This window comes from Mycobacterium sp. 1245111.1 (assembly GCF_001673405.1).
GTDB lineage: Bacteria > Actinomycetota > Actinomycetes > Mycobacteriales > Mycobacteriaceae > Mycobacterium.
On record NZ_LZLV01000160.1, the window covers coordinates 15,600 to 37,051 of the forward strand.

Annotated in this window: 19 protein-coding genes and 1 pseudogene; 12 read left to right on the plus strand and 8 right to left on the minus strand. The window is 66.6% G+C overall.

Annotated elements, in window-relative coordinates:
* The first annotated feature begins 102 nt into the window (after window positions 1–102).
* Both A5658_RS26940 and A5658_RS26945 read left to right on the plus strand, forming a co-directional pair.
* Window positions 103–1,245 carry an adenylate/guanylate cyclase domain-containing protein gene (locus A5658_RS26940; RefSeq protein ID WP_067342591.1) on the plus strand — a complete coding sequence of 381 codons (1,143 nt, stop codon included), beginning with the start codon at window positions 103–105 and terminating at the stop codon, window positions 1,243–1,245.
* Between the two features lie 43 nt (window positions 1,246–1,288).
* Window positions 1,289–2,845, plus strand: a complete 1,557-nt coding sequence (locus A5658_RS26945; protein WP_067342623.1) for a leucyl aminopeptidase — start codon at window positions 1,289–1,291, stop codon at window positions 2,843–2,845.
* Here A5658_RS26945 and A5658_RS26950 read toward each other — a convergent pair.
* Window positions 2,842–3,582: a hypothetical protein gene (locus A5658_RS26950; RefSeq protein WP_067342593.1), complete on the minus strand. Its 741-nt coding sequence runs from the start codon at window positions 3,580–3,582 to the stop codon at window positions 2,842–2,844. The two genes, A5658_RS26945 and A5658_RS26950, sit on opposite strands and share 4 nt — an antisense overlap.
* A 26-nt stretch (window positions 3,583–3,608) precedes the next feature.
* Entirely contained in the window at window positions 3,609–3,992 is a 384-nt protein-coding gene (locus A5658_RS26955) for a hypothetical protein (protein ID WP_156751673.1), read from the minus strand.
* A gap of 369 nt (window positions 3,993–4,361) precedes the next feature.
* Between A5658_RS26955 and sucB the strand changes: the two genes are divergently transcribed.
* From sucB to A5658_RS26980, 5 genes are read left to right on the plus strand one after another with little or no spacing between them, the layout of a single operon-like run.
* Window positions 4,362–6,017: a 2-oxoglutarate dehydrogenase, E2 component, dihydrolipoamide succinyltransferase gene (sucB, locus tag A5658_RS26960; RefSeq protein WP_067342597.1), complete on the plus strand. Its 1,656-nt coding sequence runs from the start codon at window positions 4,362–4,364 to the stop codon at window positions 6,015–6,017.
* A gap of 25 nt (window positions 6,018–6,042) precedes the next feature.
* Window positions 6,043–6,951, plus strand: a complete 909-nt coding sequence (locus A5658_RS26965) for a TIGR01777 family oxidoreductase (protein ID WP_369830575.1) — start codon at window positions 6,043–6,045, stop codon at window positions 6,949–6,951.
* 44 nt (window positions 6,952–6,995) lie between these two features.
* Entirely contained in the window at window positions 6,996–7,694 is a 699-nt protein-coding gene (gene lipB / locus A5658_RS26970; protein ID WP_255361364.1) for a lipoyl(octanoyl) transferase LipB, read from the plus strand.
* Window positions 7,691–8,638, plus strand: a complete 948-nt coding sequence (lipA, locus tag A5658_RS26975) for a lipoyl synthase (RefSeq protein WP_067342604.1) — start codon at window positions 7,691–7,693, stop codon at window positions 8,636–8,638. Before lipB ends, lipA begins: the two co-directional genes overlap by 4 nt.
* Window positions 8,639–8,666: 28 nt before the next feature.
* Complete coding sequence (locus A5658_RS26980) at window positions 8,667–9,419, plus strand: DUF4191 domain-containing protein (RefSeq protein ID WP_067342605.1); 753 nt, start codon at window positions 8,667–8,669, stop codon at window positions 9,417–9,419.
* A gap of 6 nt (window positions 9,420–9,425) precedes the next feature.
* On the opposite strand, the gene A5658_RS26985 is transcribed toward A5658_RS26980, so the two are convergent.
* Complete coding sequence (locus tag A5658_RS26985; RefSeq protein ID WP_067342606.1) at window positions 9,426–9,896, minus strand: RDD family protein; 471 nt, start codon at window positions 9,894–9,896, stop codon at window positions 9,426–9,428.
* 195 nt (window positions 9,897–10,091) lie between these two features.
* On the opposite strand from A5658_RS26985, the gene glnA reads away from it, so the two are divergent.
* From glnA to A5658_RS27010, 5 genes are all read left to right on the plus strand, one after another.
* Entirely contained in the window at window positions 10,092–11,528 is a 1,437-nt protein-coding gene (gene glnA / locus A5658_RS26990; RefSeq protein WP_067342608.1) for a type I glutamate--ammonia ligase, read from the plus strand.
* 99 nt (window positions 11,529–11,627) lie between these two features.
* Complete coding sequence (locus A5658_RS26995; RefSeq protein WP_067342610.1) at window positions 11,628–12,707, plus strand: glycoside hydrolase family 19 protein; 1,080 nt, start codon at window positions 11,628–11,630, stop codon at window positions 12,705–12,707.
* Between the two features lie 14 nt (window positions 12,708–12,721).
* On the plus strand, window positions 12,722–13,207 hold the full coding sequence (locus tag A5658_RS27000; protein ID WP_067342612.1) for a hypothetical protein: 486 nt from the start codon (window positions 12,722–12,724) through the stop codon (window positions 13,205–13,207).
* Between the two features lie 106 nt (window positions 13,208–13,313).
* Window positions 13,314–14,768, plus strand: coding sequence for an aldehyde dehydrogenase (locus tag A5658_RS27005; RefSeq protein ID WP_067342614.1), 1,455 nt, complete (start codon window positions 13,314–13,316; stop codon window positions 14,766–14,768).
* Between the two features lie 17 nt (window positions 14,769–14,785).
* Window positions 14,786–15,214: a DoxX family protein gene (locus tag A5658_RS27010; protein WP_067342615.1), complete on the plus strand. Its 429-nt coding sequence runs from the start codon at window positions 14,786–14,788 to the stop codon at window positions 15,212–15,214.
* 3 nt (window positions 15,215–15,217) lie between these two features.
* On the opposite strand, the gene A5658_RS27015 is transcribed toward A5658_RS27010, so the two are convergent.
* The 5 genes and pseudogenes from A5658_RS27015 to A5658_RS27035 all read right to left on the minus strand — a co-directional run.
* Window positions 15,218–16,333, minus strand: a complete 1,116-nt coding sequence (locus A5658_RS27015) for an epoxide hydrolase family protein (protein ID WP_067342625.1) — start codon at window positions 16,331–16,333, stop codon at window positions 15,218–15,220.
* A 33-nt stretch (window positions 16,334–16,366) separates the two neighbouring features.
* Window positions 16,367–17,227 (minus strand): TIGR03619 family F420-dependent LLM class oxidoreductase, encoded by an 861-nt coding sequence (locus A5658_RS27020; protein WP_067342617.1) that lies wholly within the window; start codon window positions 17,225–17,227, stop codon window positions 16,367–16,369.
* Entirely contained in the window at window positions 17,224–17,859 is a 636-nt protein-coding gene (locus A5658_RS27025) for a PaaI family thioesterase (protein WP_369830576.1), read from the minus strand. Before A5658_RS27025 ends, A5658_RS27020 begins: the two co-directional genes overlap by 4 nt.
* A 98-nt stretch (window positions 17,860–17,957) precedes the next feature.
* Complete coding sequence (locus tag A5658_RS27030) at window positions 17,958–20,930, minus strand: bifunctional [glutamine synthetase] adenylyltransferase/[glutamine synthetase]-adenylyl-L-tyrosine phosphorylase (RefSeq protein WP_067342619.1); 2,973 nt, start codon at window positions 20,928–20,930, stop codon at window positions 17,958–17,960.
* Between the two features lie 60 nt (window positions 20,931–20,990).
* Window positions 20,991–21,452 (minus strand): annotated as a pseudogene (locus tag A5658_RS27035) (glutamine synthetase); the annotation flags it as partial.

The following is a 21,452-nucleotide window of genomic DNA, read 5'->3' on the forward strand; positions in this document are numbered from 1 at the left end:
CGCTTCGCTCTGGATCGTCACCAGCGCGGGTCATCGGCGCTGCTCCTCCCCATCGCTTCGCTCTGGATCGTCACCAGCGCGGGTCATAGACATTTCACCCTAATGTGGGCCACGGCTGGCAGACTTGACCAGGTGGTCGATTCGCAGGACTTCGACGCGATGCTGGCTGCGGGGATTGATGACCCACGCTCGCGAGCCGGACTGCTCGAGTACCTGGTGGGACTTGGTTTCACCGTAGAGGAGATGGCCGACGCCGAACGCCACGGCCGCCTGTTCGGGCTGGCCGGCGACGCTCTGCTGCGCTCTGGTGCGCAGACGTACAGCTTGCGCACCGCGGCCGATTCGATTGACGTGCCGCTGGCCGATGTCGAGCACGCCTGGGCCATCCTCGGCCTGACGGTCGAAAACTCGGACACCTTGGCGCTGAGCCAAGCCGACGTCGACGCCCTGGCGACCTGGGTTGCGTTGCGAGCGCAGATGGGCCAAGCGGCCGCGGACGGTTTCATGCGGGTGCTCGGATCGAGCGTCGCGCGGCTGGCCGAGGCGATCTCGTCGATGATTCGGGCGAACTCGCCCAAGCTCTGGCTCGGCCACAGCGGCGACGAGCTCACCACCGCGGTGGCCTACCGCGAGGCGGCTCAGTTCGTCCCGCGCATCGGGGCGATGATCGATGCAGTCCATCGCCACCATCTGGTCAGTACCCGCACGTTCATCGAAAGCGTGGAGCGGGGCCCGTCGGTCAGCGTGCTGTGCGGCGTGGGGTTCGCGGATCTGTCGGGATTCACGGCCCTGACGCAGACACTGGCGCCGGCCGAGTTGTCCGAGATGCTGACCGAGTTCGGAGCGACCGTCAGCGACGTGGTGCACGCCGACGGCGGCCGGGTGGTGAAGTTCCTCGGCGACGCGGTGATGTGGGTCAGCCCGAGACCGGACCGGCTGGCCATCGTTGCGCTCGACCTCGTCCACCACGCGCGGGCGCAGGAGGCCGGCCTGCAGGTCAGGGCGGGCCTGGGTTATGGGCCGATCCTGACCCTGAGCGGCGATTACTTCGGGAACGCGGTCAACCTCGCCGCCCGGCTGGTCGCTGCGGCGGAGCCGGGACAGGTGTTGGCCGCCAAGGAGGTCTACGAGCAATTGCCGGGTTGGCCCGTCGTCGTCCAAGAGCCCTTGCAACTCAAGGGTTTCGACGATCCCGTGATCGCCTACGAGCTGGGCCGCGCGGAGGCCGGCGCCGGCTCCACGTAGACGGGCGGGCATCACGAATCCGAGGTCGTTAGGGTTGATCTTCGTGAGCACACAACCCGGATACCTGGCCCCTGCTGTCTCGGTCGCCACTTCGCTGCCTCGCCGCGGCGCCAAATCGGCGGTGCTGATTGTGCCGGTGGTGTCCTCGGGTCCCGAGGATGTCAACGACGAACCGGGCGCTGTGGTCGCCGACCCCGACTCGCTGCTGGGCAAAGACGCGGTCACCGAAATCGAGGACGGCCTGCGCGCGCTGAACGCCACGGGTGCCACCGAGCAAGTGCACCGGCTGGTGGTGAAGTCGCTGCCGGTGGGCAGCGTGCTCACGATCGGGTTGGGCAAGGCACGCGACGAGTGGCCGGCGGATCTGATCCGCCGCGCGGCCGGCTCGGCGGCACGCGCGCTGGGCGGCGCCGAGGCCGCGATCACCACCCTGGGTGCGCTGTCCGGTGAGGGCGTGCTGGAGGCGGCCGTCGAGGGGTTGATCCTGGGCAGCTATCGCTTCACCGCGTTCCGCACCGACAAGACCGCCCCGAAGGACCCGGGGTTGCGCACGATCACGGTGCTGTCCACCGACAAGGCCGGCAAAGCTCAGGCCGCCCACGCGGCGGCGGTCGCTACCGCCGTCGCCACCGCACGCGACTTGATCAACACCCCGCCCAGCCACCTGTTCCCCGCTGAATTCGCCAAGCGGGCAAAGGCTTTGGGTGATGCCGCCGGGCTCGAGGTGGAAGTGCTCGACGACAAGGCACTGGCAAAAAACGGCTACGGCGGCATCATCGGTGTCGGCCAGGGCTCGTCGCGGTTGCCGCGACTTGTCCGACTGTCCCACCACGGCGCACGACTGGCGAAAAAGCCGAAGCAGGCAAAGCGGGTCGCACTCGTGGGCAAGGGCATCACGTTCGACACCGGGGGCATTTCGATCAAGCCCGCGGCGTCGATGCATTACATGACCTCCGACATGGGCGGCGCCGCGGCGGTGATCGCGACCGTGACGCTGGCCGCGCAGTTGGAACTTCCGATCGACGTGATCGCGACCGTCCCGATGGCCGAGAACATGCCGTCGTCCACGGCACAGCGCCCCGGCGACGTGCTGACGCAATACGGTGGGACGACGGTCGAAGTCCTCAACACCGACGCCGAGGGGCGACTGATCCTGGCCGACGCGATCGTGCGGGCGTGTGAGGACAACCCGGACTATCTGATCGAAACCTCGACGCTGACCGGCGCGCAGACCGTGGCCCTGGGCTCTCGCACGCCCGGAGTGATGGGCAGCGACGAATTCCGCGACCGGGTGGCCGCGATCTCGCAGCGCGTCGGCGAGAACGGCTGGCCGATGCCGTTGCCGGACGAACTGAAGGACGACTTGAAATCGACGGTGGCCGACCTCGCCAATGTCAGCGGCCAGCGGTTCGCCGGGATGCTGGTGGCGGGGGTGTTCCTACGCGAGTTCGTCGCCGACGGAGTCAACTGGGCACACATTGACGTCGCCGCGCCGGCCTACAACACCGGTGGCCCTTGGGGTTACACACCGAAAGGCGGCACAGGCGTGCCGACTCGCACCATGGTCGCGGTGCTCGAGGACATCGCCGCGAACGGTTAACCGCTGACGGTCGGGCGGCTGAACCAGCGAACTTTCTGCCGCCAGGAGTACGCCGATATCACCGCGAAGCCGGCACCACAACCGCAGGCGAAGAACCAGACCAGCGCCGCGTCCACCGGTCCCTGGATGCTCGGCACCAGCGCTGTGATGATGCGCACCGTGCACGCCGCCATCCCGCTGGCGCAGGCAAGCAGATACAGCGTGGCGATGGCCGTCGAACGTGGGTCTTGCCGCAGCACCAGCATGGCGCGGAAGCCGAAGACGAGCAGATAGACCAACGTGAAGCACAACAGGAGCCAATAAACGCTCAACCAGAAGTCGGTGGGCAGCGCGAAGAAGTCGCGGGCGTACGTCTTGCTGCCGCGGCTAAGTGTGAACGTCGCCAGTAGCAGCGGAATGCACAGTGTCGCAGGACGTTCCACGTATTGCTTGAACGACTTCTGCAGCATGTGATCGTCGGTGATCCGGCCTAGCGCGTTGTAGACGATCGCCGACGCCGCGACGACGTAGCAGTCATGGCCGAGGTAGTTCTGCAAATTCCACACGCCGGTCACGTCGTGCAGGACGATACCGATTGTGTTGGCGGCCAACGGCGACATCAGCGCCACCGCAAGCCCCTGCAAAGCGATATTCAGCGTCGCCGCAACTTCCCAGCGGCAGTGCCAGGTGACCCGGCGAATCCAAAGGCTCCATCCGATGCACGCCAGGGTGATAGTGATAAGAGCGGTTAGTGCCACAGCAGTACCTCGTGCGAAATAAGGTCTTACAGCGGCGGCGCGTCGGAGCGAGGGCGCCACTCCGCAATCTTCGTCGGCTGCTGAAGAGTTTTGACATTGCCCCCCGCCACGGCATGCACCTGCATGCCGCCACGGATCTCTTCGGCCAGGGCGGTGACCTCTTCGGGCTCGATGAATCGATAGCGCGTCAGCAACTCGGCACGGTTGATACCGAGGTTGGCGGCGGCCACCCGTAAGTTGTCGGCCGTAATCAAGGTCCCTTTGTCCAACTGGTCGTAATAGGTGGAACGCGGGAGTTCCATCGCGGTCCAGATCTCTTCCCTGCTCAGGGAACGGCCGGCCAGATAGGAGAGTACGGTGGCAAGTTCCTTGCCGCTGTCATCGGGATACACGCCGAACAAGATATCCAAGTTTTCGGCTTTCCGGAATCCCATTTGCGTTAAATGCCGATTATTTCGCCCTTATAGGACGACACGCATCCGTCATAGCAGAATTAAGGTCCAATAAGTTGGACCTAGCGCCAGCGCTGCCGGTCATGAGAGGGGCTCTCTGGGACCGGCGCGGATGAGACATCACCCACACCATCTATGCGGCCGCGTTTCGGCACGGTTGGCAACGGCGGAATTCGGGCCACCATCGACTTGCCCTGGTTGTGTGCCGAGGTTGCCGCAGTGACAGGATGGTTTCGGTAACTAAGGGTGCAGCTTCGGTACACCGCGCTGTGGTAAGCCAGAGGTCGATCCGCGCCCACCGACGATCAATCGAGGAGTCGACTTCAGATGGCCTTCTCAGTGCAGATGCCGGCACTCGGTGAGAGCGTGACCGAAGGAACTGTTACCCGGTGGCTGAAGCAAGAAGGCGACACCGTCGAGCTCGACGAGCCACTGCTGGAGGTGTCCACTGACAAGGTCGACACCGAGATACCCTCGCCCGCAGCGGGTGTCCTGACCAAGATCGTGGCCCATGAGGACGACACCGTCGAGATCGGCGGTGAACTGGCGGTGATCGGCGACGCGTCAGAGGGCAGCCAGGCGCCCCAGCAGCCAGCCGAAGCACCGGCCGCACAGGCGACGCCCGAATCGCAGCCGGAGCCGGAACCGACTCCACCGCCGCAGCCTCAACCTGCCGCCGAACAACCTGCGCCGGCCGCCAATGACCAAGGTGCAAGCGGAGATTCACAGCCCGTGCTGATGCCCGAACTCGGCGAGTCCGTCACCGAAGGAACCGTGACGCGCTGGCTGAAGAAGGTCGGCGACGCCGTTCAGGTCGACGAACCGCTGGTCGAGGTGTCCACCGACAAGGTCGACACCGAGATCCCGTCACCGGTGGCAGGCACGCTGATCAGCATCACCGCCGAGGAGGACGTCACCGTCTCGGTCGGCGGCGAACTTGCCCGGATCGGTACCGGCGGCACCGCCGCGGCCCCGCCGCCCACGCCGGCCGCACCCGCATCGCAACCGGCCGCCGAAGCGCCCCGGTCAGCCGGCGACGGTACTCCCTACGTCACTCCCCTGGTGCGAAAACTGGCCGCTGAGAACAACATTGACCTCGGCTCACTGAATGGAACCGGAGTCGGCGGACGGATTCGCAAGCAGGACGTACTGGCCGCCGCACAAGCCGCGAAGGCGCCGGCCGCGGCGCCCGCACCGGCCGCGCAAGCTCCGGCCGCTGCCAAGCCGAGCGCGCCGACACCCGCACCCGCCTTGGCCCATCTGCGCGGAACCACCCAGAAGGCCAGCCGGATCCGCCAGATCACGGCGAACAAGACCCGGGAATCGCTGCAGGCGACCGCGCAGCTCACACAGGTCCACGAGGTCGACATGACCCGCATCGTCGCGCTGCGCCAGAGGGCGAAAGCGTCGTTCGCGGAACGCGAAGGCGTGAACCTGACCTTCCTACCGTTCATCGCGCGGGCCGCGATCGACGCGCTCAAGGCGCACCCGAACGTCAACGCGAGCTACAACGAGGACACCAAGGAGATCACCTACTACGACGCCGAACACCTCGGCTTCGCGGTCGACACCGAGCAGGGCCTGCTCTCCCCCGTCATCCACAACGCCGGCGACCTGTCGCTGGCCGGTCTGGCCCGGGCGATCGCCGACATCGCCGCACGCGCCCGGTCCGGTGACCTGCGGCCCGACGAGTTGTCCGGCGGCACCTTCACGATCACCAACATCGGCAGCCAGGGCGCGCTGACCGACACGCCGATCCTGGTCCCGCCGCAGGCGGCGATGCTGGGCACCGGCGCGATCGTCAAGCGCCCGCGCGTCGTCGTCGACGAGACAGGTAACGAGTCGATCGGGGTGCGCTCGGTCTGCCAGCTTCCGTTGACCTATGACCACCGGCTGATCGACGGCGCCGACGCCGGACGATTCGTGACCACCATCAAGCATCGGCTCGAAGAAGGTGCGTTCGAGGCCGACTTAGGGCTCTGAGGCCGCTAGGAGGGTGGCTCGACTCGTGCCCGCAACCGTTGCTATCGCCGGCTCGTCTGGCCTGATCGGTTCGGCGTTGGTCAACGCGTTGCGCTCCGCAGACCACCGGGTGCTGCGCATTGTGCGGCGCACGCCGACCAATTCCAGCGAGCTGCATTGGGATCCCGACAGCGGTGAACTCGACGCCGCGGCACTGGCCGGTGTCGACGCCGTGGTGAACATGTGCGGCATCAACGTCGGCCGGCGGCGCTGGTCGGGTGCGTTCAAACAGAACCTGCGCGACAGTCGCATCACCCCGACCGAGGTGCTGTCCACCGCGGTCGCCGCCGCCGGTGTCGGCGTGCTCGTCAACGCCAGCGCGGTCGGCTACTACGGCGACACCAAAGACCGCGCCGTCGAGGAAACCGCCTCGGCCGGAGGCGGTTTCCTCGCCCAGCTGTGCGTCGACTGGGAAGCGGTCACCGCACCCGCCCGCGACGCCGGCGTACGGGTGGTGCTGGCCCGCACGGGGGTGGTGCTGGCCGCAGCGGGCGGCGCCCTGCGCCAACTGCGGCCGCTGTTCTCGGTCGGCCTCGGTGCCCGTCTGGGAAGCGGACGCCAGTACCTGTCGTGGATCAGCCTGGAGGACACGGTCCGGGCGCTGCAGTTCGCGATCGCCGACGAGCGGCTGTCGGGACCGGTAAACCTCACCGGGCCGGCACCGGTCACCAACGCCGAATTCACCACGGCACTGGGCCGGGCGGTCAACCGGCCGACCCCGTTGATGGTGCCGGGATTCGCCATCCGTGCCGCGCTCGGTGAGTTCGCCGACGAGACCTTGCTGAGCGGGCAACGCGCCATCCCGGGTGTGTTGGAACGGACCGGATTCCAGTTCCATCACAACACCGTCGGCGAGGCCCTGCGCTACGCCACCGCGACGAGGGACGTCGCATAGCGGCTACCAGGTTGTCGCCAGGTTCAGGTTGTACCGTCGGCGATGTGAGTTCGATCCGATCGAGCAGTGCCGCCGTCGACGTCCGTCAGATGGACACCGTCGACTACCGGGTCGCCTGGCAGCTGCAGCAGGAGTTGGCCAACTCGCGAGCAGCCGGGGCCCTCGATTCGTTGCTGTTGCTCGAGCATCCCTCGGTCTACACAGCCGGGCGGCGCACCGCAGCCGACGAACGACCGACCGACGGCACGCCGGTCATCGACACCGACCGCGGCGGCAAGATCACCTGGCACGGGCCCGGCCAGCTGGTCGGCTACCCGATCATCGGGTTGGCCGAGCCGCTCGACGTCGTCAACTACGTGCGGCGCATCGAAGAAGCCCTGATCAAGGTCTGCACCGACGTCGGCCTACAGGTCGGGCGTATCGACGGACGTTCCGGGGTATGGGTGCCCGCCGGTGAGGGCCGACCCGACCGCAAGGTCGGCGCCATCGGGGTACGGGTATCGCGGGCGACGACGCTGCACGGCTTCGCGCTCAACTGCGACTGCGACCTCGCCGCGTTCGGGTCGATCGTGCCGTGCGGGATCCGCGACGCCGGCGTGACGTCGATCTCGGCCGAGTTGGGCCGCCGCATCGGCGTGGACGACGTCCGGTCGGCGGTCGCCGAGGCGGTCTGCGACGCCCTCGACGGGCGGCTGCCAGTTGATCTGCAGCACAGCGCCGCCCGCGTAGCATCGTCTTCGTGACCGTAGCCCCCGAAGGTCGGAAACTTCTGCGCCTGGAAGTGCGCAATGCGGAGACCCCGATCGAGCGCAAGCCGCCGTGGATCAAGACCCGGCTACGGATGGGGCCCGAATACACCGAACTCAAGAAACTCGTCCGCCGCGAGGGCCTGCACACCGTGTGCGAGGAAGCCGGCTGCCCCAACATCTACGAGTGCTGGGAAGACCGCGAGGCCACCTTCTTGATCGGCGGTGAGGTCTGCAGCCGCCGATGCGACTTCTGCCAAATCGACACCGGCAAGCCCGCGGCCCTCGACCGCGACGAACCGCGGCGGGTCGCCGAAAGCGTGCAGGCGATGAGCCTGCGCTACTCCACCGTGACCGGGGTGGCCCGCGACGACCTGCCCGACGGCGGCGCGTGGCTCTACGCCGAAACCGTCCGCGCCATCAAACAACTCAACCCGTCCACCGGGGTGGAGTTGTTGATCCCCGACTTCAACGGCGACGCGGATCAGTTGCGTGAGGTCTTCGAATCGCGGCCAGAAGTGTTGGCGCACAACCTCGAAACGGTCCCGCGCATCTTCAAGCGCATCCGGCCGGCGTTCTCGTACCGGCGCAGCCTCGGCGTGCTCACCGCGGCCCGCGAGTTCGGGCTGGTGACCAAGAGCAACCTCATCCTCGGCATGGGTGAGACGCCCGACGAGATCCGCGCCGCGCTGGTCGATCTGCATGGGGCGGGCTGCGACATCGTCACCATCACCCAGTACCTGCGCCCGACGGCTCGGCACCACCCGATCGACCGCTGGGTGCACCCCGAGGAGTTCGTCGAGTACGAGCAGTACGCCCAACAGCTCGGGTTCGCCGGAGTGCTGGCCGGTCCGCTGGTGCGTTCGTCGTATCGCGCCGGACGGCTCTACCAGCAAGCCAGTCAGCGCCACCACCAGGCGCCCACCACGCAGCCGGGCTGACCCGGGCCGGTAAGTATCCTTGGCGATTATGGCCAAATCCCGCAGCGCCAAGCCCAGCAAGGCCGCCCGAGCCGAGGCGAAAGCCGCTCGCAAGGCGGCCAGTAAAGAACGTCGCAGTCAGCTCTGGCAGGCGTTCAACATCCAGCGCAAAGAGGACAAGCGGCTGCTGCCGTACATGGTCGGCGCGTTCGTTGCGATCGTCGTGGTCGCGGTGGTGATCGGGGTGTTCTCCGGCGGCTTTGCGACGATCTCGATGCCCGCGCTGGGCGTCGTACTCGGCGCGCTGGTGGCCTTCATCATCTTCGGCCGGCGCGCGCAGAAATCGGTCTACGGCAAGGCCGAGGGCCAGGCCGGAGCCGCCGCCTGGGCGCTGGACAACTTGCGTGGCAAGTGGCGGGTGACCCCCGGGGTCGCCGCCACCGGACATTTCGACGCCGTGCACCGGGTGCTCGGCCGGCCGGGGGTGATTCTGGTCGGTGAGGGCGCGGCCGGCCGGGTCAAGCCGCTGCTGGCCCAGGAGAAGAAGCGCACCGCGCGACTGGTCGGCGACGTGCCGATCTACGACATCATCGTCGGTAACGGCGACGGTGAGGTTCCACTCGCCAAGCTGGAGCGCCACCTGGCCAAGCTGCCCGCCAACATCACCGTCAAGCAGATGGATTCACTGGAGTCGCGGCTGAGCGCGTTGGGCTCGCGGGCCGGCGCCGCCGCGATGCCCAAAGGCCCGATGCCGGGCAACGCCAAGATGCGCGGGGTCCAGCGGACGGTCCGCCGCCGCTGACGCCGACTAGCGCCGGACGACCGCGGTGGCGGTGACCCGGTCCTGAATGCCGCGTCCGTCGACGTCGACGAACAACGCGGGAATGACGAACGCGATCAGCACCCCCCGGGCCAGCGCACGGCCTAACCCGACATTCTGCCGTTCGTCGACCGACGCCACGCGCAGGCCCAGCGCGAATTGCCCTGGGGTGAACTGGAATAACCGCACGGATACCACACCGAGCACCAGCCACGTCGCCAACACAACCGCGGCTCCCGCTTGCCCGTAGAGAAACTGCTCGGTCGTCATCAGACCGAAGGTGACCGTGAGACGGGCCAGGCCATAGGCGATGAACCAGTCGGCGAGCAGCGCCACCAAGCGCCGGCCCAGGCCGGCCAGCGAGCCCGACCCGCGCTCGGGCAGCCCCAGCAGCCGGCCCGGATACCCCTGCGACTGATCCGAATCGCCAGATTGCGGAGGCCGGTTGCTGCGGTTCATGACCCCACAATAAGGTCAGGTCTGGCCAGACTAAGACGCGCAACGTGCTGCGGCTTAACGCAGATGTAACACATGGTTTGACTCAGGCAACATTGCGTCCTTAGCGTCTGACCGGGCTTTCAATTACGGCCACGTAAAGGAAAGCTCATCAGCATCCACAGTGGTTCGAAGCTCGCAGCAAAGGAGAGCGCTTCGGTGTCCGAAAACACGGCCGATGACATCATCAAACTGGCCAAGGACGAGAACGTCGAATTCGTCGACGTCCGGTTCTGTGACCTGCCAGGCATCATGCAGCACTTCACAATTCCGATTTCGTTCTTCGACGAGAGCGTCTTCGAGGACGGTCTGGCTTTCGACGGCTCCTCGATTCGCGGATTCCAGTCGATCCACGAGTCCGACATGTTGCTGCTCCCCGACCCCGACACGGCGCAGATCGACCTGTTCACGCAGGCCAAGACGCTGAACCTGAACTTCTTCGTGCACGACCCGTTCACCCTCGAGCCGTACTCGCGCGACCCGCGCAACATCGCCCGCAAGGCGGAGAACTACCTGAAGAGCACGGGCATCGCCGACACCGCCTACTTCGGCGCCGAGGCCGAGTTCTACATCTTCGACTCGGTCAGCTTCGACTCGAACATCAACGGCACCTTCTACGAGGTCGACGCGATCTCCGGCTGGTGGAACACCGGGGAGCCGGCCGAGAACGACGGCAGCCCCAACCGCGGCTACAAGGTGCGCCCCAAGGGTGGCTACTTTCCCGTCGCTCCCGTCGACCACTACGTCGACCTGCGCGCCAAGATGCTGCAAAACTTGATCAAGGCCGGCTTCAGCCTGGAGAAGGGGCACCACGAGGTGGGCACCGGCGGCCAGGCCGAGATTAACTACAAGTTCAACACGTTGCTGCACGCCGCCGACGACATGCAGCTGTACAAGTACATCGTCAAGAACACCGCATGGCAGGAGGGCAAGACCGTCACGTTCATGCCCAAGCCGCTGTTCGGTGACAACGGCTCGGGTATGCACACCCACCAGTCGCTGTGGAAAGACGGCAGCCCGTTGATGTACGACGAGACCGGGTACGCCGGCCTGTCCGACACCGCCCGCCACTACATCGGCGGCCTGCTGCACCACGCGCCGTCGCTGCTGGCGTTCACCAACCCGACGGTCAACTCCTACAAGCGTCTGGTCCCCGGCTTCGAGGCGCCGATCAATCTGGTCTACAGCCAGCGGAACCGGTCGGCGTGTGTGCGTATCCCGATCACCGGCAGCAACCCCAAGGCCAAGCGTCTCGAGTTCCGTTGCCCCGACTCGTCGGGCAACCCGTACCTGGCGTTCGCGGCCATGCTGATGGCCGGCCTGGACGGCATCAAGAACAAGATCGAGCCGCAGACGCCGGTCGACAAGGACCTCTACGAGCTGCCCCCCGAGGAGGCTGCGAACATCCCGCAGGCTCCGACCCAGTTGTCGGCAGTGATCGACCGCCTGGAAGAGGACCACGAATACCTCACCGAGGGAGGCGTTTTCACGTCCGACCTGATCGAGACGTGGATCAGCTACAAGCGCGAGAACGAGATCCTGCCGGTCCAAATCCGGCCGCACCCCTACGAGTTCGCGCTCTACTACGACGTTTAAGCAGGCATCTGCCCTACGCGCAACCGAGATAGCCCCCGCAACCGCGGGGGCTATCTTCATCCCGGTCTACGTGCGGTCGGGGCAATTTATGATGACCAAATGGCGGAGTTGACGCCCGACGACGTGCGTCGGTGGGATGCCGGCGCGGTGCTGAAGGTGTTTCAGGTCGCCAGTGCGCGTGCGGCGACGTTGCAGACCTTCGGCGAGGACCTGGGTCAGGTGGGCCAGCAGCTCGCGGACTGGGACGGCGAGGCGGGGGCGGCGTTTCAGGCCAGTCTCGGGCGGGCGCGCACCGACGTGTTGAGCGACGGGCGTGAGTCGAGCCAGGTGGCGGCTGCGGTGTGCGATGCGTGGGAGGACGTGCAGATCACCAAGGGGATGATGAGCGAGGTCGACCAGACCGCGCAGGGTTTGGGTTTCGTCATCACCCCGGACTGGAAAGTCGACGTGGGTACCGCCGGGCTGCTGATGGGATCGACCGAGGCCGGACTAGAGCAGCAGATCCTGCAGGGCCAGCTCGACACCGTGAAGGCCAAGGCCCACACCACCGACCACGAACTGGCCACCGCGATGCGGGCCGCGGTCGGTGACGCCAAGCTCGACCAAAACGGGCGCGAGATACCACAAACGCCAGCGCCTCCGGACGGGTACCAGCCGGTGACCGCCGATCAGTTGACCCAGATCGTTCCGGGGTTATCGCCCCAGCGTGCCGCGCAGATCGTCGGGCCGCTGAACGAGGCGATGCGGCAGGGCGGGATGAACACACCGCAACGGCAAGCCGCGTTCATCTCACAGGTCGCCGAAGAATCCGACCGGTTCAATACCTTCGAGGAATACGCCGACGGCACCGAATACAACGGGCGAACCGACCTCGGGAACACCCAGCCCGGCGACGGCCCACGGTACAAAGGGCGCGGCGCGATTCAAGTCACCGGCCGCGCAAACTACGCCAGGATGAGCAAAGACTTTGGCGTCGACTTCGTGAATCATCCCGAGCTGGCGGCCGAGCCGCAGTACGCGTTCAAAACCGCGCTCTGGTACTGGGACACCCACAATGGCAACGCGGTCGCGGACACCGGAGACATCGTCAAAATTACCGAGATGGTCAACGGTGGAACTCACGGGTTGGACGTCCGAACACAGTTCTACAACAACGCATTGCGGGTGTTAGCCCACTGAGGAGAAAACGCTCGATGATCAAATTCGCGTGCGCAGCACCCGTCATCGTGATGGCACTCGTGGGGTGTAGCCCGAGCACACATCCGGCGACGACCGCCACGTCAGCGACGGCAGTTCCACCAGCGGCGACGTTGGCGACCGCCGTTCCCGCGGGAGTCGACCACGCCTGCGAACACGCGCAGTTCGCTGCGCAGCAGTTCACCGGTGACTGGACCGAATCAGGCGAGACGACGGTGACCACGCTCAGCGGCGACGGCTCGCTGAAGTCCGGCGGCCAGTCGGGCAGCTGGAGTTACGCACCCTGGGTGTCTACGCCCGGAAAAAACAGCATGCCGACGGGCCAGGAAAGCCAGTGCGTTCTCTGGCTGCACTATCAATCACCCTCGCCACCAATGGATTTGGTATATGTCCCGCTCAAAGCGACCGGCACATCACTTGAACTCAGCTTCGTTGGCCGCGGTAACACGTTGACCTGGGTCCGTCCGCAACCCGCGACGTAAACGCACCGACTCCTGAGCCCATAGTCGACCTCTGTGTCGATCGGGTATCGTCAGCGATGCTAAGCAAGTGCCCAGCATTCGACGGGCACGGTATGGAAGGGATCCGATGGCGCTACAGACAGTTTTGGACGACATCCGTAAGCGACCCGGCTCGGGTGACGTCATTGCGGTCATCAATCCCGCGACCGAGGAGACCATCACCGAATTCACCGACTGCGGCCAAGAAGCGGTCAACGAGGCCGTCGCGCGGGCGAAAGCCGCATTCGAATCCGGCGTCTGGTCCCAACTGCCCGGCCGTGAACGCGCCAAGGTGCTGTGGAAGATCGCGGATCTGATCGATGAACATGCCGACGAGTTCGCCCAACTCGACTCGCTGAACACCGGGATGCCGCTGCTGCAGGCCACCCTGCAGATGTCGACGTGTTCGGAGTTCTTCCGCTACTACGCGGGCTGGTGTTCCAAGCTCAACGGCGTCGCCTACGACGTGAAGACGGACGGCATCGCGACCGACGCCTACGTCAACATGCACGCCTACACGCTCAAAGAACCCTACGGCGTGGTCGGCCTGATCTTCCCGTGGAACGGCCCGATCTTCAACGCCAGCGCGAAACTCGCACCCGCGCTGGCGGCCGGCTGCAGCCTGCTCGTCAAACCCGCTGAGGAGACACCGCTTTCGGCTCTGCTCCTCGACCGCTTGATCCACGAGGCCGGTGTGCCCGAGGGCGTCGTGAATTTACTGACCGGCTACGGCCACACCGCGGGTGCCGCGATCACCGCACACCCGGATGTCGAGAAGGTCGCTTTCACCGGCTCGACCGAGGTCGGCAAGGAGATCGTGCGGGCGTCGGCCGACAACCTCAAAAAGGTCACCCTCGAACTCGGCGGCAAGTCGCCGGTGCTGATCTTCGACGACGCCGACATGGACAAGACCATCCTGATGGCTTCGCTGGGCATCTTCGTGCACTCCGGTCAGGGCTGTGTCTGCGGGTCGCGGATATTCGCCCAGCGCGGCGTGTATGACCGTGTGGTGGAAGGCATTTCGATGATGGCCAACACCTTCAAGCTGGGCGGACCCAGCGAGGAAGGCTGCGTCAGCGGCCCATTGATCAGCCAGAAGCAGCTGACCCGCGTGATGGGGTTCATCGACGAGGGCAAGTCCGAGGGCGTCGAGGTAGTCACCGGCGGCCACCGCCTGGACCGCAAGGGCTACTTCGTGCACCCGACCGTGCTGACCAACGTCGACCCCGGGATGCGGCTCTACCGGCAGGAGATCTTCGGCCCGGTGGTCACCATCCTGCCGTTCGACGACGAGGACGAGGCCATCGCCATGGCCAACGACACCACCTATGGGCTGGCGGCCACCGCCTATACCGAGAACCTCAGCCGCGCCCACCGGCTCGCCAAGCGCATGCAGGCGGGCAGCGTGCAGGTCAACTGCCAGTTGGTGTTTGACCACGACGTACCGTTCGGTGGCCACAAGCAGTCCGGCTGGGGGCACGAGTTCGGCAAAGAGGGCATCGACATGTACATGAAGACCAAGTCGGTCTGGATGCAGCTCTAGGCACGTATTGTCTGCACATGGCGCAGAATCTCGAAGCCCGGCTGAATTCGTCCCTGCCGATCGCCCTGTCCGTGTTTCGAGCCATATTCGGGCTGCTGTTCCTTACCCACGGTTTGTCCGGGGTCATCGGCTGGCCCGCGGCGGGTCACGTTGCGCCCGTTGGACAGTGGCCGGACTTCTACGCCGCGTGGATCGAACTGGTCACCGGCGCGCTGATCGCCCTCGGGCTGTTCACCCGGGCCGCCGCGTTCCTGGCCTCGGGCGAGATGGCGTTCGCCTACTTCACCGCCCACTTGCCGCACGGGTTCTGGCCGATCAACAATCACGGCGAAGACGCGGTGATGTTCTGCTTCGCCTTCCTGCTGCTGATCTTCACCGGCGGCGGCGCCTACGCACTGGAGAGCCGAAGCGGCGGATCGCGCCGCCGGATTCGACTGCGGCGCTGAGACTTAACGCAGCGTCGCGAAGAACGCCCGGACGTCGTCGACGTACAGCTGCGGCTGCTCGAAGGCAGCGAAGTGGCCGCCGCGCGGCATCGTCGTCCAATGCGTGATGTTGTAGGCCGCGTCGCACCAGCTTCGCGGCGTCCGCAGGATTTCCTTCGGGAATGACGCGACGCCGGTCGGCAGGCCCACACGGCCGTCGCTGATGAACCTGTTGAAACTCTCCCAGTACAGCCGGGCCGACGATGCCCCGGTTCCTGTGACCCAGTACAGCATCACGTTGTCGAGCAATTCGTCACGGGCGAACACCTTTTCGGGATGCCCGTCGCAGTCCGCCCACGCCCAGAACTTCTCGACCACCCACGCCATCTGGCCCACCGGTGAGTCGACCAGCCCGTAGCCCAGCGTCTGGGGCCGGGTGGACTGCTGCTTGGAGTAACCGGTGCCCCACTTGCGGTGTTCGGCGTAGGCGGCCAGTGCCCGTTGATCGTCCTCAGTGAAGTCGCCCGTCCCCTCGACCGGTTTGGCGATCGGCATGTTCAGGTGGATGCCCACGCAACGGCCGCCGTTGCGGCCGATCTGCGTCGTCACGGCCGCTCCCCAGTCACCGCCCTGGGCGCCGTACCGGTCGTACCCGAGCCGGCCGACCAGCGTCTCCCACGCCTGGGCGATCTTGCCCACACCCCAACCGGTGCCGGCTGGCTTACCGGAGAACCCGTAGCCCGGCAGCGACGGGCAGATCACGTGGAAGGCGTCCTCGGCGCGGCCGGATGGCGGGTTGACCAGCGGCTCGATCACTTTGTGGAACTCCACCACCGAACCCGGCCAGCCGTGGGTGATCAGCAGGGGCAGGGCATCGTCGTGCGGCGAACGCTGGTGGATGAAATGGATATCCAGGTCGTCGATTTCGGTCAGGTAGTGGTCGAACCGGTTGAGCGCGGCTTCCCGCGCGCGCCAGTCGTATCCAGTGGCCCAGTAGTCGGCCAGCTCGCGGGTGTAGCTCAGCGGGATGCCCTGGCTCCAGTCGTCCACGGTCTCGGACTCCGGCCACCGGGTGCGCGCGAGGCGCTGATGCAGATCGTCGAGAACAGTGGCGGGCACGTCGATGCGGTACGGCCTGATTTCCGGCATAGCATTCATCATCCAGGCCTGCGCTCAGCCGTCGAGGCCGAGGTCCTTACGGAACCGCTTCAGCCCGTCGATCTTCTGCGGCAGCGTGGCTAGCGGCCCCGCGTAGAACATCCACGGCATGGTCAGAATCCCGGTGATGCCGGCCTCTTCGGCTCGCCGGTAATCGGCGGTCGTGAACGCGTCGGTCAGGGGCGTGAGAATCGTGAAATCGTGCATCTGCAAACCGTTTTCGGCCCGCAATTCGCGTATCCTGTCGGCGGCTTTGATGGCCTGGTCGGTGTTGATCAGGTCGCCGATCCAGCCGTCGTAGCGCGCCGCGCGGCGCAGCGCGATCTCGCTGAGCCCGCCGACGTAGATCGGTATCCGCGGTGGCGTGGGCTGCATCTCGAGCTTTGGCGTCCGGTAGAACTCGCCGTCGAATTCCGTCCAGCCCGGCGACCACAGTGTCTGCATCAGGGCGAGCATTTCGTCGGTGCGTTTGCCCCGCTTGGCGAAGGGCTGCTCCATCAGATCGAACTCTTCCTCGCACCAGCCGACACCGATACCGAGCTCGACCCGGCCGTCAGCCAGATATGCAGCCGTGCCAATGGCTTTGGCCGCGGAGTACGGATTGCGCATCGCCGGAATGTAGACCGTGGTGACGAACCGCAGCCGGGTGGTGACCTGCGCGAGCGAGCCGACCAGGACCCACGGGTCCGGCCATTCGGTGAACGGCTGCCAGCGGCGCTCGCCGTCCTTGGTGTACGGGTACGGGGTCTTCAGCGTTTCCAGGTTGACGATGTGATCGGGAATCGCCATGCCGTCGTAGCCGAGATCGTCGGCCACCTTGGCAACCTCGACGATTTCTTTGGTGTCCAGGAACGCGCTGCTGACGTAGAACTTCATTCGTCCCGCGCCCAAGACGGCGTGATGAAAATCCCCTCCGCTTCCACGGTGACCCCGTCGGCGTCGGAAAGGTGGCCGGAGACAAAGGATTTGACGCCTTCCGTGCGCTCGACAGCGGCGTCGGCGCGCAGCCTGCCCAACGGCGTGCCGCGGACGAAGCGCAGCGTGAGGGTGCCGGTGAACAGCGGCTTGGTCAGGCCCGCACTGGCCGCCTCACCGAGGACATGGTCGAGCACCAGGGCGCAGACTCCGCCGTGCACCCACCCCGGCGGGCCTTCATAGGCGGAGTTGAGCGTGAACTCGCTCCAGCAGGAGGCGGCATCGTCGCCGTGCTGGATGGTCAGCGGCGGTGCGATCGCGTTGCGCAAACCGATCACCGCGTTGCCCCACACGACGGGCCGTCCCCCGACCAGGTGGCGCACGACCCGGGCCTCGTCACGCTGCCGGCTGCGCAAGGCGTCGGTCGCCGACCGGATCGTGGCCCGGACAGCCTCGATGGATTCCGGCTCGGCCTCGGTCTTCAACGCCGCTTCGATCAGCTCGCGCACGTCCTGCGACAGCGGGCCGTAGATCGCCGCGAGCCGATCGTGTTCGTCGGCGCTCATCACCTCGTATTGGATCTTCGCGTCCAAGCCCGACCTCCCGGCGCTCGTGGCGGGCCTTCGTCAGCAGCCGACCGTTGCCTCTTTACTAACACCGAAGGCCGGCACGTACCGCGACCGGGGCGGGCTCACTCGTCGAAGATCTTGTGCACGACCGCTTTTGCGCGCCGCGTCACCCGGAGGTAGTTGTCCAGGAATTCGCCGCCGTCACCGTTGCGCGGCCAGCCGGCCGCCACCGCGACGGTGTTGAGCAGCCGTCCGGGTCCGGGCAGCTGGTCGGTGGGCTTGCCACGAACCAAAACCAGCGCATTGCGGGCCCGGGTCGCGGTCAGCCACGCTTCCCGCAGCAGGTCGGCATCCTCGCCCGCGATCAGCCCGGCCTCGGCGGCGGCGTCGAGGCTCTCCAGCGTCGAGGTGTTGTGCAAGGTCTCGACCTCGCTGGCGTAGCGCAACTGGAGCAGCTGAACCGTCCATTCGATGTCGGCGAGTCCCCCGCGGCCCAGCTTGGTGTGGGTTTTCGGGTCCGCGCCGCGCGGCAGACGCTCGGAGTCGACGCGCGCCTTCATCCGACGGATCTCCAGGACCGCTTCGGCGGACACCCCACCGGAGGGATACCGCGTCTTATCCACCAGGTGGAGGAACCGCTGGCCCAGGTCCGCATCGCCGGCGACCGCATCCGCCCGCAGCAGGGCCTGGATCTCCCACGGCTGTGCCCACTGCTCGTAATAGGCGGCGTAGGACGCGAGCGTACGGACCAGCGGACCACTGCGACCCTCTGGCCGCAGGTTGGCGTCCACCTCCAGCGGCGGGTCCGCGCTGGGGGTGCCCAGCAGTGCGCGGATCTGCTCGGCCACCGTATTCGCCCACTTGACCGCGTCCGAATCCTGAACTCCGTCGGCCGGCTCGCAGACGAACAGCACGTCGGCGTCCGACCCGTAGCCCAGCTCGCGGCCGCCCAGGCGGCCCATGCCGATCACCGCGATCGCGGCCGGCGCGTCGCCGCCGTCGGGCAGATTGGTCCGGATCACCGCGTCCAGCGCCGCCTGCAGTACCGCGACCCACACCGCGGTGAGCGCCGCGCACACGTCGGTGACGTCGAGCATTCCCAGCAGGTCGGCCGACGCGATGCGGGCCAGTTCGCGGCGGCGCAGCGAACGCGCGATCGCGATGGCGCGCACCGGGTCGCTCTGTCGCGCGGCCGAGGCCACCAGCGCACCGGCCACCGCCTCGGGGTCGACGTCCAGCAGCTTGGGCCCCTCCGGCCCGTCGCTGTAGTTCTGCACCACCTCCGGTGCCCGCATCAGCAGCTCCGGCACGTACGTCGAGGTGCCCAGCACGTGCATCAATCGCTTGGCCACCGACGGCTTGTCACGCAGCGTGGACAAATACCAGCGCTGGGAGACCATCGCCTCGCTGAGCCGGCGGTAGGCCAGCAGCCCGGCGTCGGGATCGGGGGTGTCGGAGAGCCAGTCCAGCAGCCGGGGCAACAGCACCGACTGCACGCGGCCGCGGCGGCCGCTCTGGTTGATCATCGCCGACAGGTGGGCCAGCGCGCTGTGTGGAGCGTCGTAGCCGAGGACTGCCAGCTGGCGTTCCGCGGCCACGGGCGTCATTCCCGCGGAGAACTCCAGGCCTTCTGGCGCAAGCGATTCCAGCAGCGGTTGGTAGAACAGCTTGGTGTGCAGCCTCGAGACTCGGAGGTGGTGGCGTTTCAGTTCGTCGCGCAGCACCTCTAGCCGGTCGTGTCGGCCGTCGGGGCGGACGTGGGCCGCACGGGCCAGCCAGCGCAGCGCCTCGTCGTCGTCGGGGGCGGGCAGCATATGTGTGCGCTTGAGACGCTGCAACTGCAGCCGGTGCTCCAGCAGGCGAAGGAACTCGTATGACGCTGTCAGGTTCGCCGTGTCGTCACGGCCGACGTAGCCGCCGGCGCCGAGGGCGGCCAGCGCGTCGACCGTCGACGCCACGTGCAGCGAGTCGTCGTTGCGGCCATGCACGAGCTGCAGAAGCTGCACCGCGAACTCGACGTCACGCAGTCCGCCGCTGCCGAGTTTGAGTTCGCGGTTGCGGACGTCGGCGGGCACCAGCTGCTCCACGCGGCGGCGCATCGCCTGGACTTCCGGCACGAAATCCGCACGCTCGCAGGCGTTCCACACCATCGGCATCAACGTGTCGACGTACTGCTTGCCCAGCTCGGCGTCGCCGGCGGCCGGGCGGGCTTTGAGCAGCGCCTGAAATTCCCAGGTCTTGGCCCACTGCTGGTAGTAGGCCACGTGCGAGTCCAGGGTGCGGACCAGCTCGCCGTGCCTGCCCTCCGGGCGCAGTCCGGCGTCCACTTGGAAGAAGGCGTCCGAGGCCAGCCGCATCATCTCGCCGGCGATCCGGGCCGACATCTGGTCGGCCGGCTCGGCAACAAAGATCACGTCGACGTCGCTGACGTAATTCAGTTCGCGCGCACCGCATTTGCCCATCGCGATGACCGCCAGCCGCGGCGGTGTGGCGTCGCCGCAGACGCTGGCCTCGGCGACCGACAATGCCGCTCCCAACGCGGCGTCAGCGAGGTCGGCCAGATGCGCGCCCACCTCCTGGAACGACAGCACCGGCTCGTTCTCGACCGTCGGCGCCAGGTCCATCGCCGCTAGCACCAGCAACCGGTTGCGGTACAGCTCGCGCAGCCGCCACGCATGCGACCCCGCCTCAGTGGGCGGCTCGTCGACGCATTCGGCGAAAGCCGCGCGCAGTTCTTCGGGCGAGGGCAGTTTCACGTTGCCCTGCAACAGATGCCATGCCTGCGGATGGGCGACCAGATGATCGCCCAACGCCAGCGACGATCCGAGAACACCGAACAGCCGCCCACGCAGGCAGCGATCGGTCACCAATGCGTCGTCGAGCTCATTCCATGCATCGCCCAGCGCCTCGGCCAGCCGGACCATCGCGCACAGCGCCGCGTCGGCGTCGGGCGCCCGCGACAGCGACCACAACAACTCGATGCGCTCTTCGGTGTTCCAACCCAGCCGCGCCAAATTTGCGCTCGCGCGGTCGTCGACCAACCCGAGGCGGCCGAGGCTGGGGACCTTGGGCCGTTCTGTCACTGGTTGGTTCACGCCTTCGACGGTAGCGCAGTCACTTTTAGATCTGGACGCGTCCTTGTCACCCGCACACGTCTACAACGAGATGTACGTCTTCAGCTCGTAGGGTGTGACGTGGCGACGGTAGTTCGCCCACTCGGCGCGCTTGTTGCGCAGGAAGAAGTCGAAGACGTGCTCCCCCAGCGCTTCTGCGACAAGTTCGGAGCCTTCCATCGCCCGCAACGCCTCGTCGAGACTGGAGGGCAGTTCCCGATAGCCCATCGCGCGGCGCTCGGTGGGGGTGAGGTCCCAGACGTTGTCTTCGGCCTGCGGCCCCAGAACGTAGCCCTTCTCCACCCCGCGCAGCCCGGCGGCCAGCAGCACCGCGAACGCCAGATACGGATTGCAGGCCGAGTCGGGGCTGCGCACCTCGACGCGCCGCGACGACGTTTTGTGCGGGCTGTACATCGGGATGCGCACCAGCGCTGAGCGGTTCGCGGCACCCCACGACGCCGCGGTGGGCGCCTCGCCGCCGAGCACCAACCGCTTGTAGGAGTT

Excerpts from the sequence above, each read along its gene's own strand:
- A5658_RS26940 (WP_067342591.1), top strand. The coding sequence starts at position 103 with ATGTGGGCCACGGCTGGCAGACTTGACCAGGTGGTCGATTCGCAGGAC.
- sucB (WP_067342597.1), top strand. The coding sequence starts at position 4,362 with ATGGCCTTCTCAGTGCAGATGCCGGCACTCGGTGAGAGCGTGACCGAA.
- A5658_RS26980 (WP_067342605.1), top strand. The coding sequence starts at position 8,667 with ATGGCCAAATCCCGCAGCGCCAAGCCCAGCAAGGCCGCCCGAGCCGAG.
- A5658_RS26985 (WP_067342606.1), bottom strand. The coding sequence starts at position 9,896 with ATGAACCGCAGCAACCGGCCTCCGCAATCTGGCGATTCGGATCAGTCG.
- A5658_RS26995 (WP_067342610.1), top strand. The coding sequence starts at position 11,628 with ATGGCGGAGTTGACGCCCGACGACGTGCGTCGGTGGGATGCCGGCGCG.
- A5658_RS27000 (WP_067342612.1), top strand. The coding sequence starts at position 12,722 with ATGATCAAATTCGCGTGCGCAGCACCCGTCATCGTGATGGCACTCGTG.
- A5658_RS27005 (WP_067342614.1), top strand. The coding sequence starts at position 13,314 with ATGGCGCTACAGACAGTTTTGGACGACATCCGTAAGCGACCCGGCTCG.
- A5658_RS27010 (WP_067342615.1), top strand. The coding sequence starts at position 14,786 with ATGGCGCAGAATCTCGAAGCCCGGCTGAATTCGTCCCTGCCGATCGCC.
- A5658_RS27020 (WP_067342617.1), bottom strand. The coding sequence starts at position 17,227 with ATGAAGTTCTACGTCAGCAGCGCGTTCCTGGACACCAAAGAAATCGTC.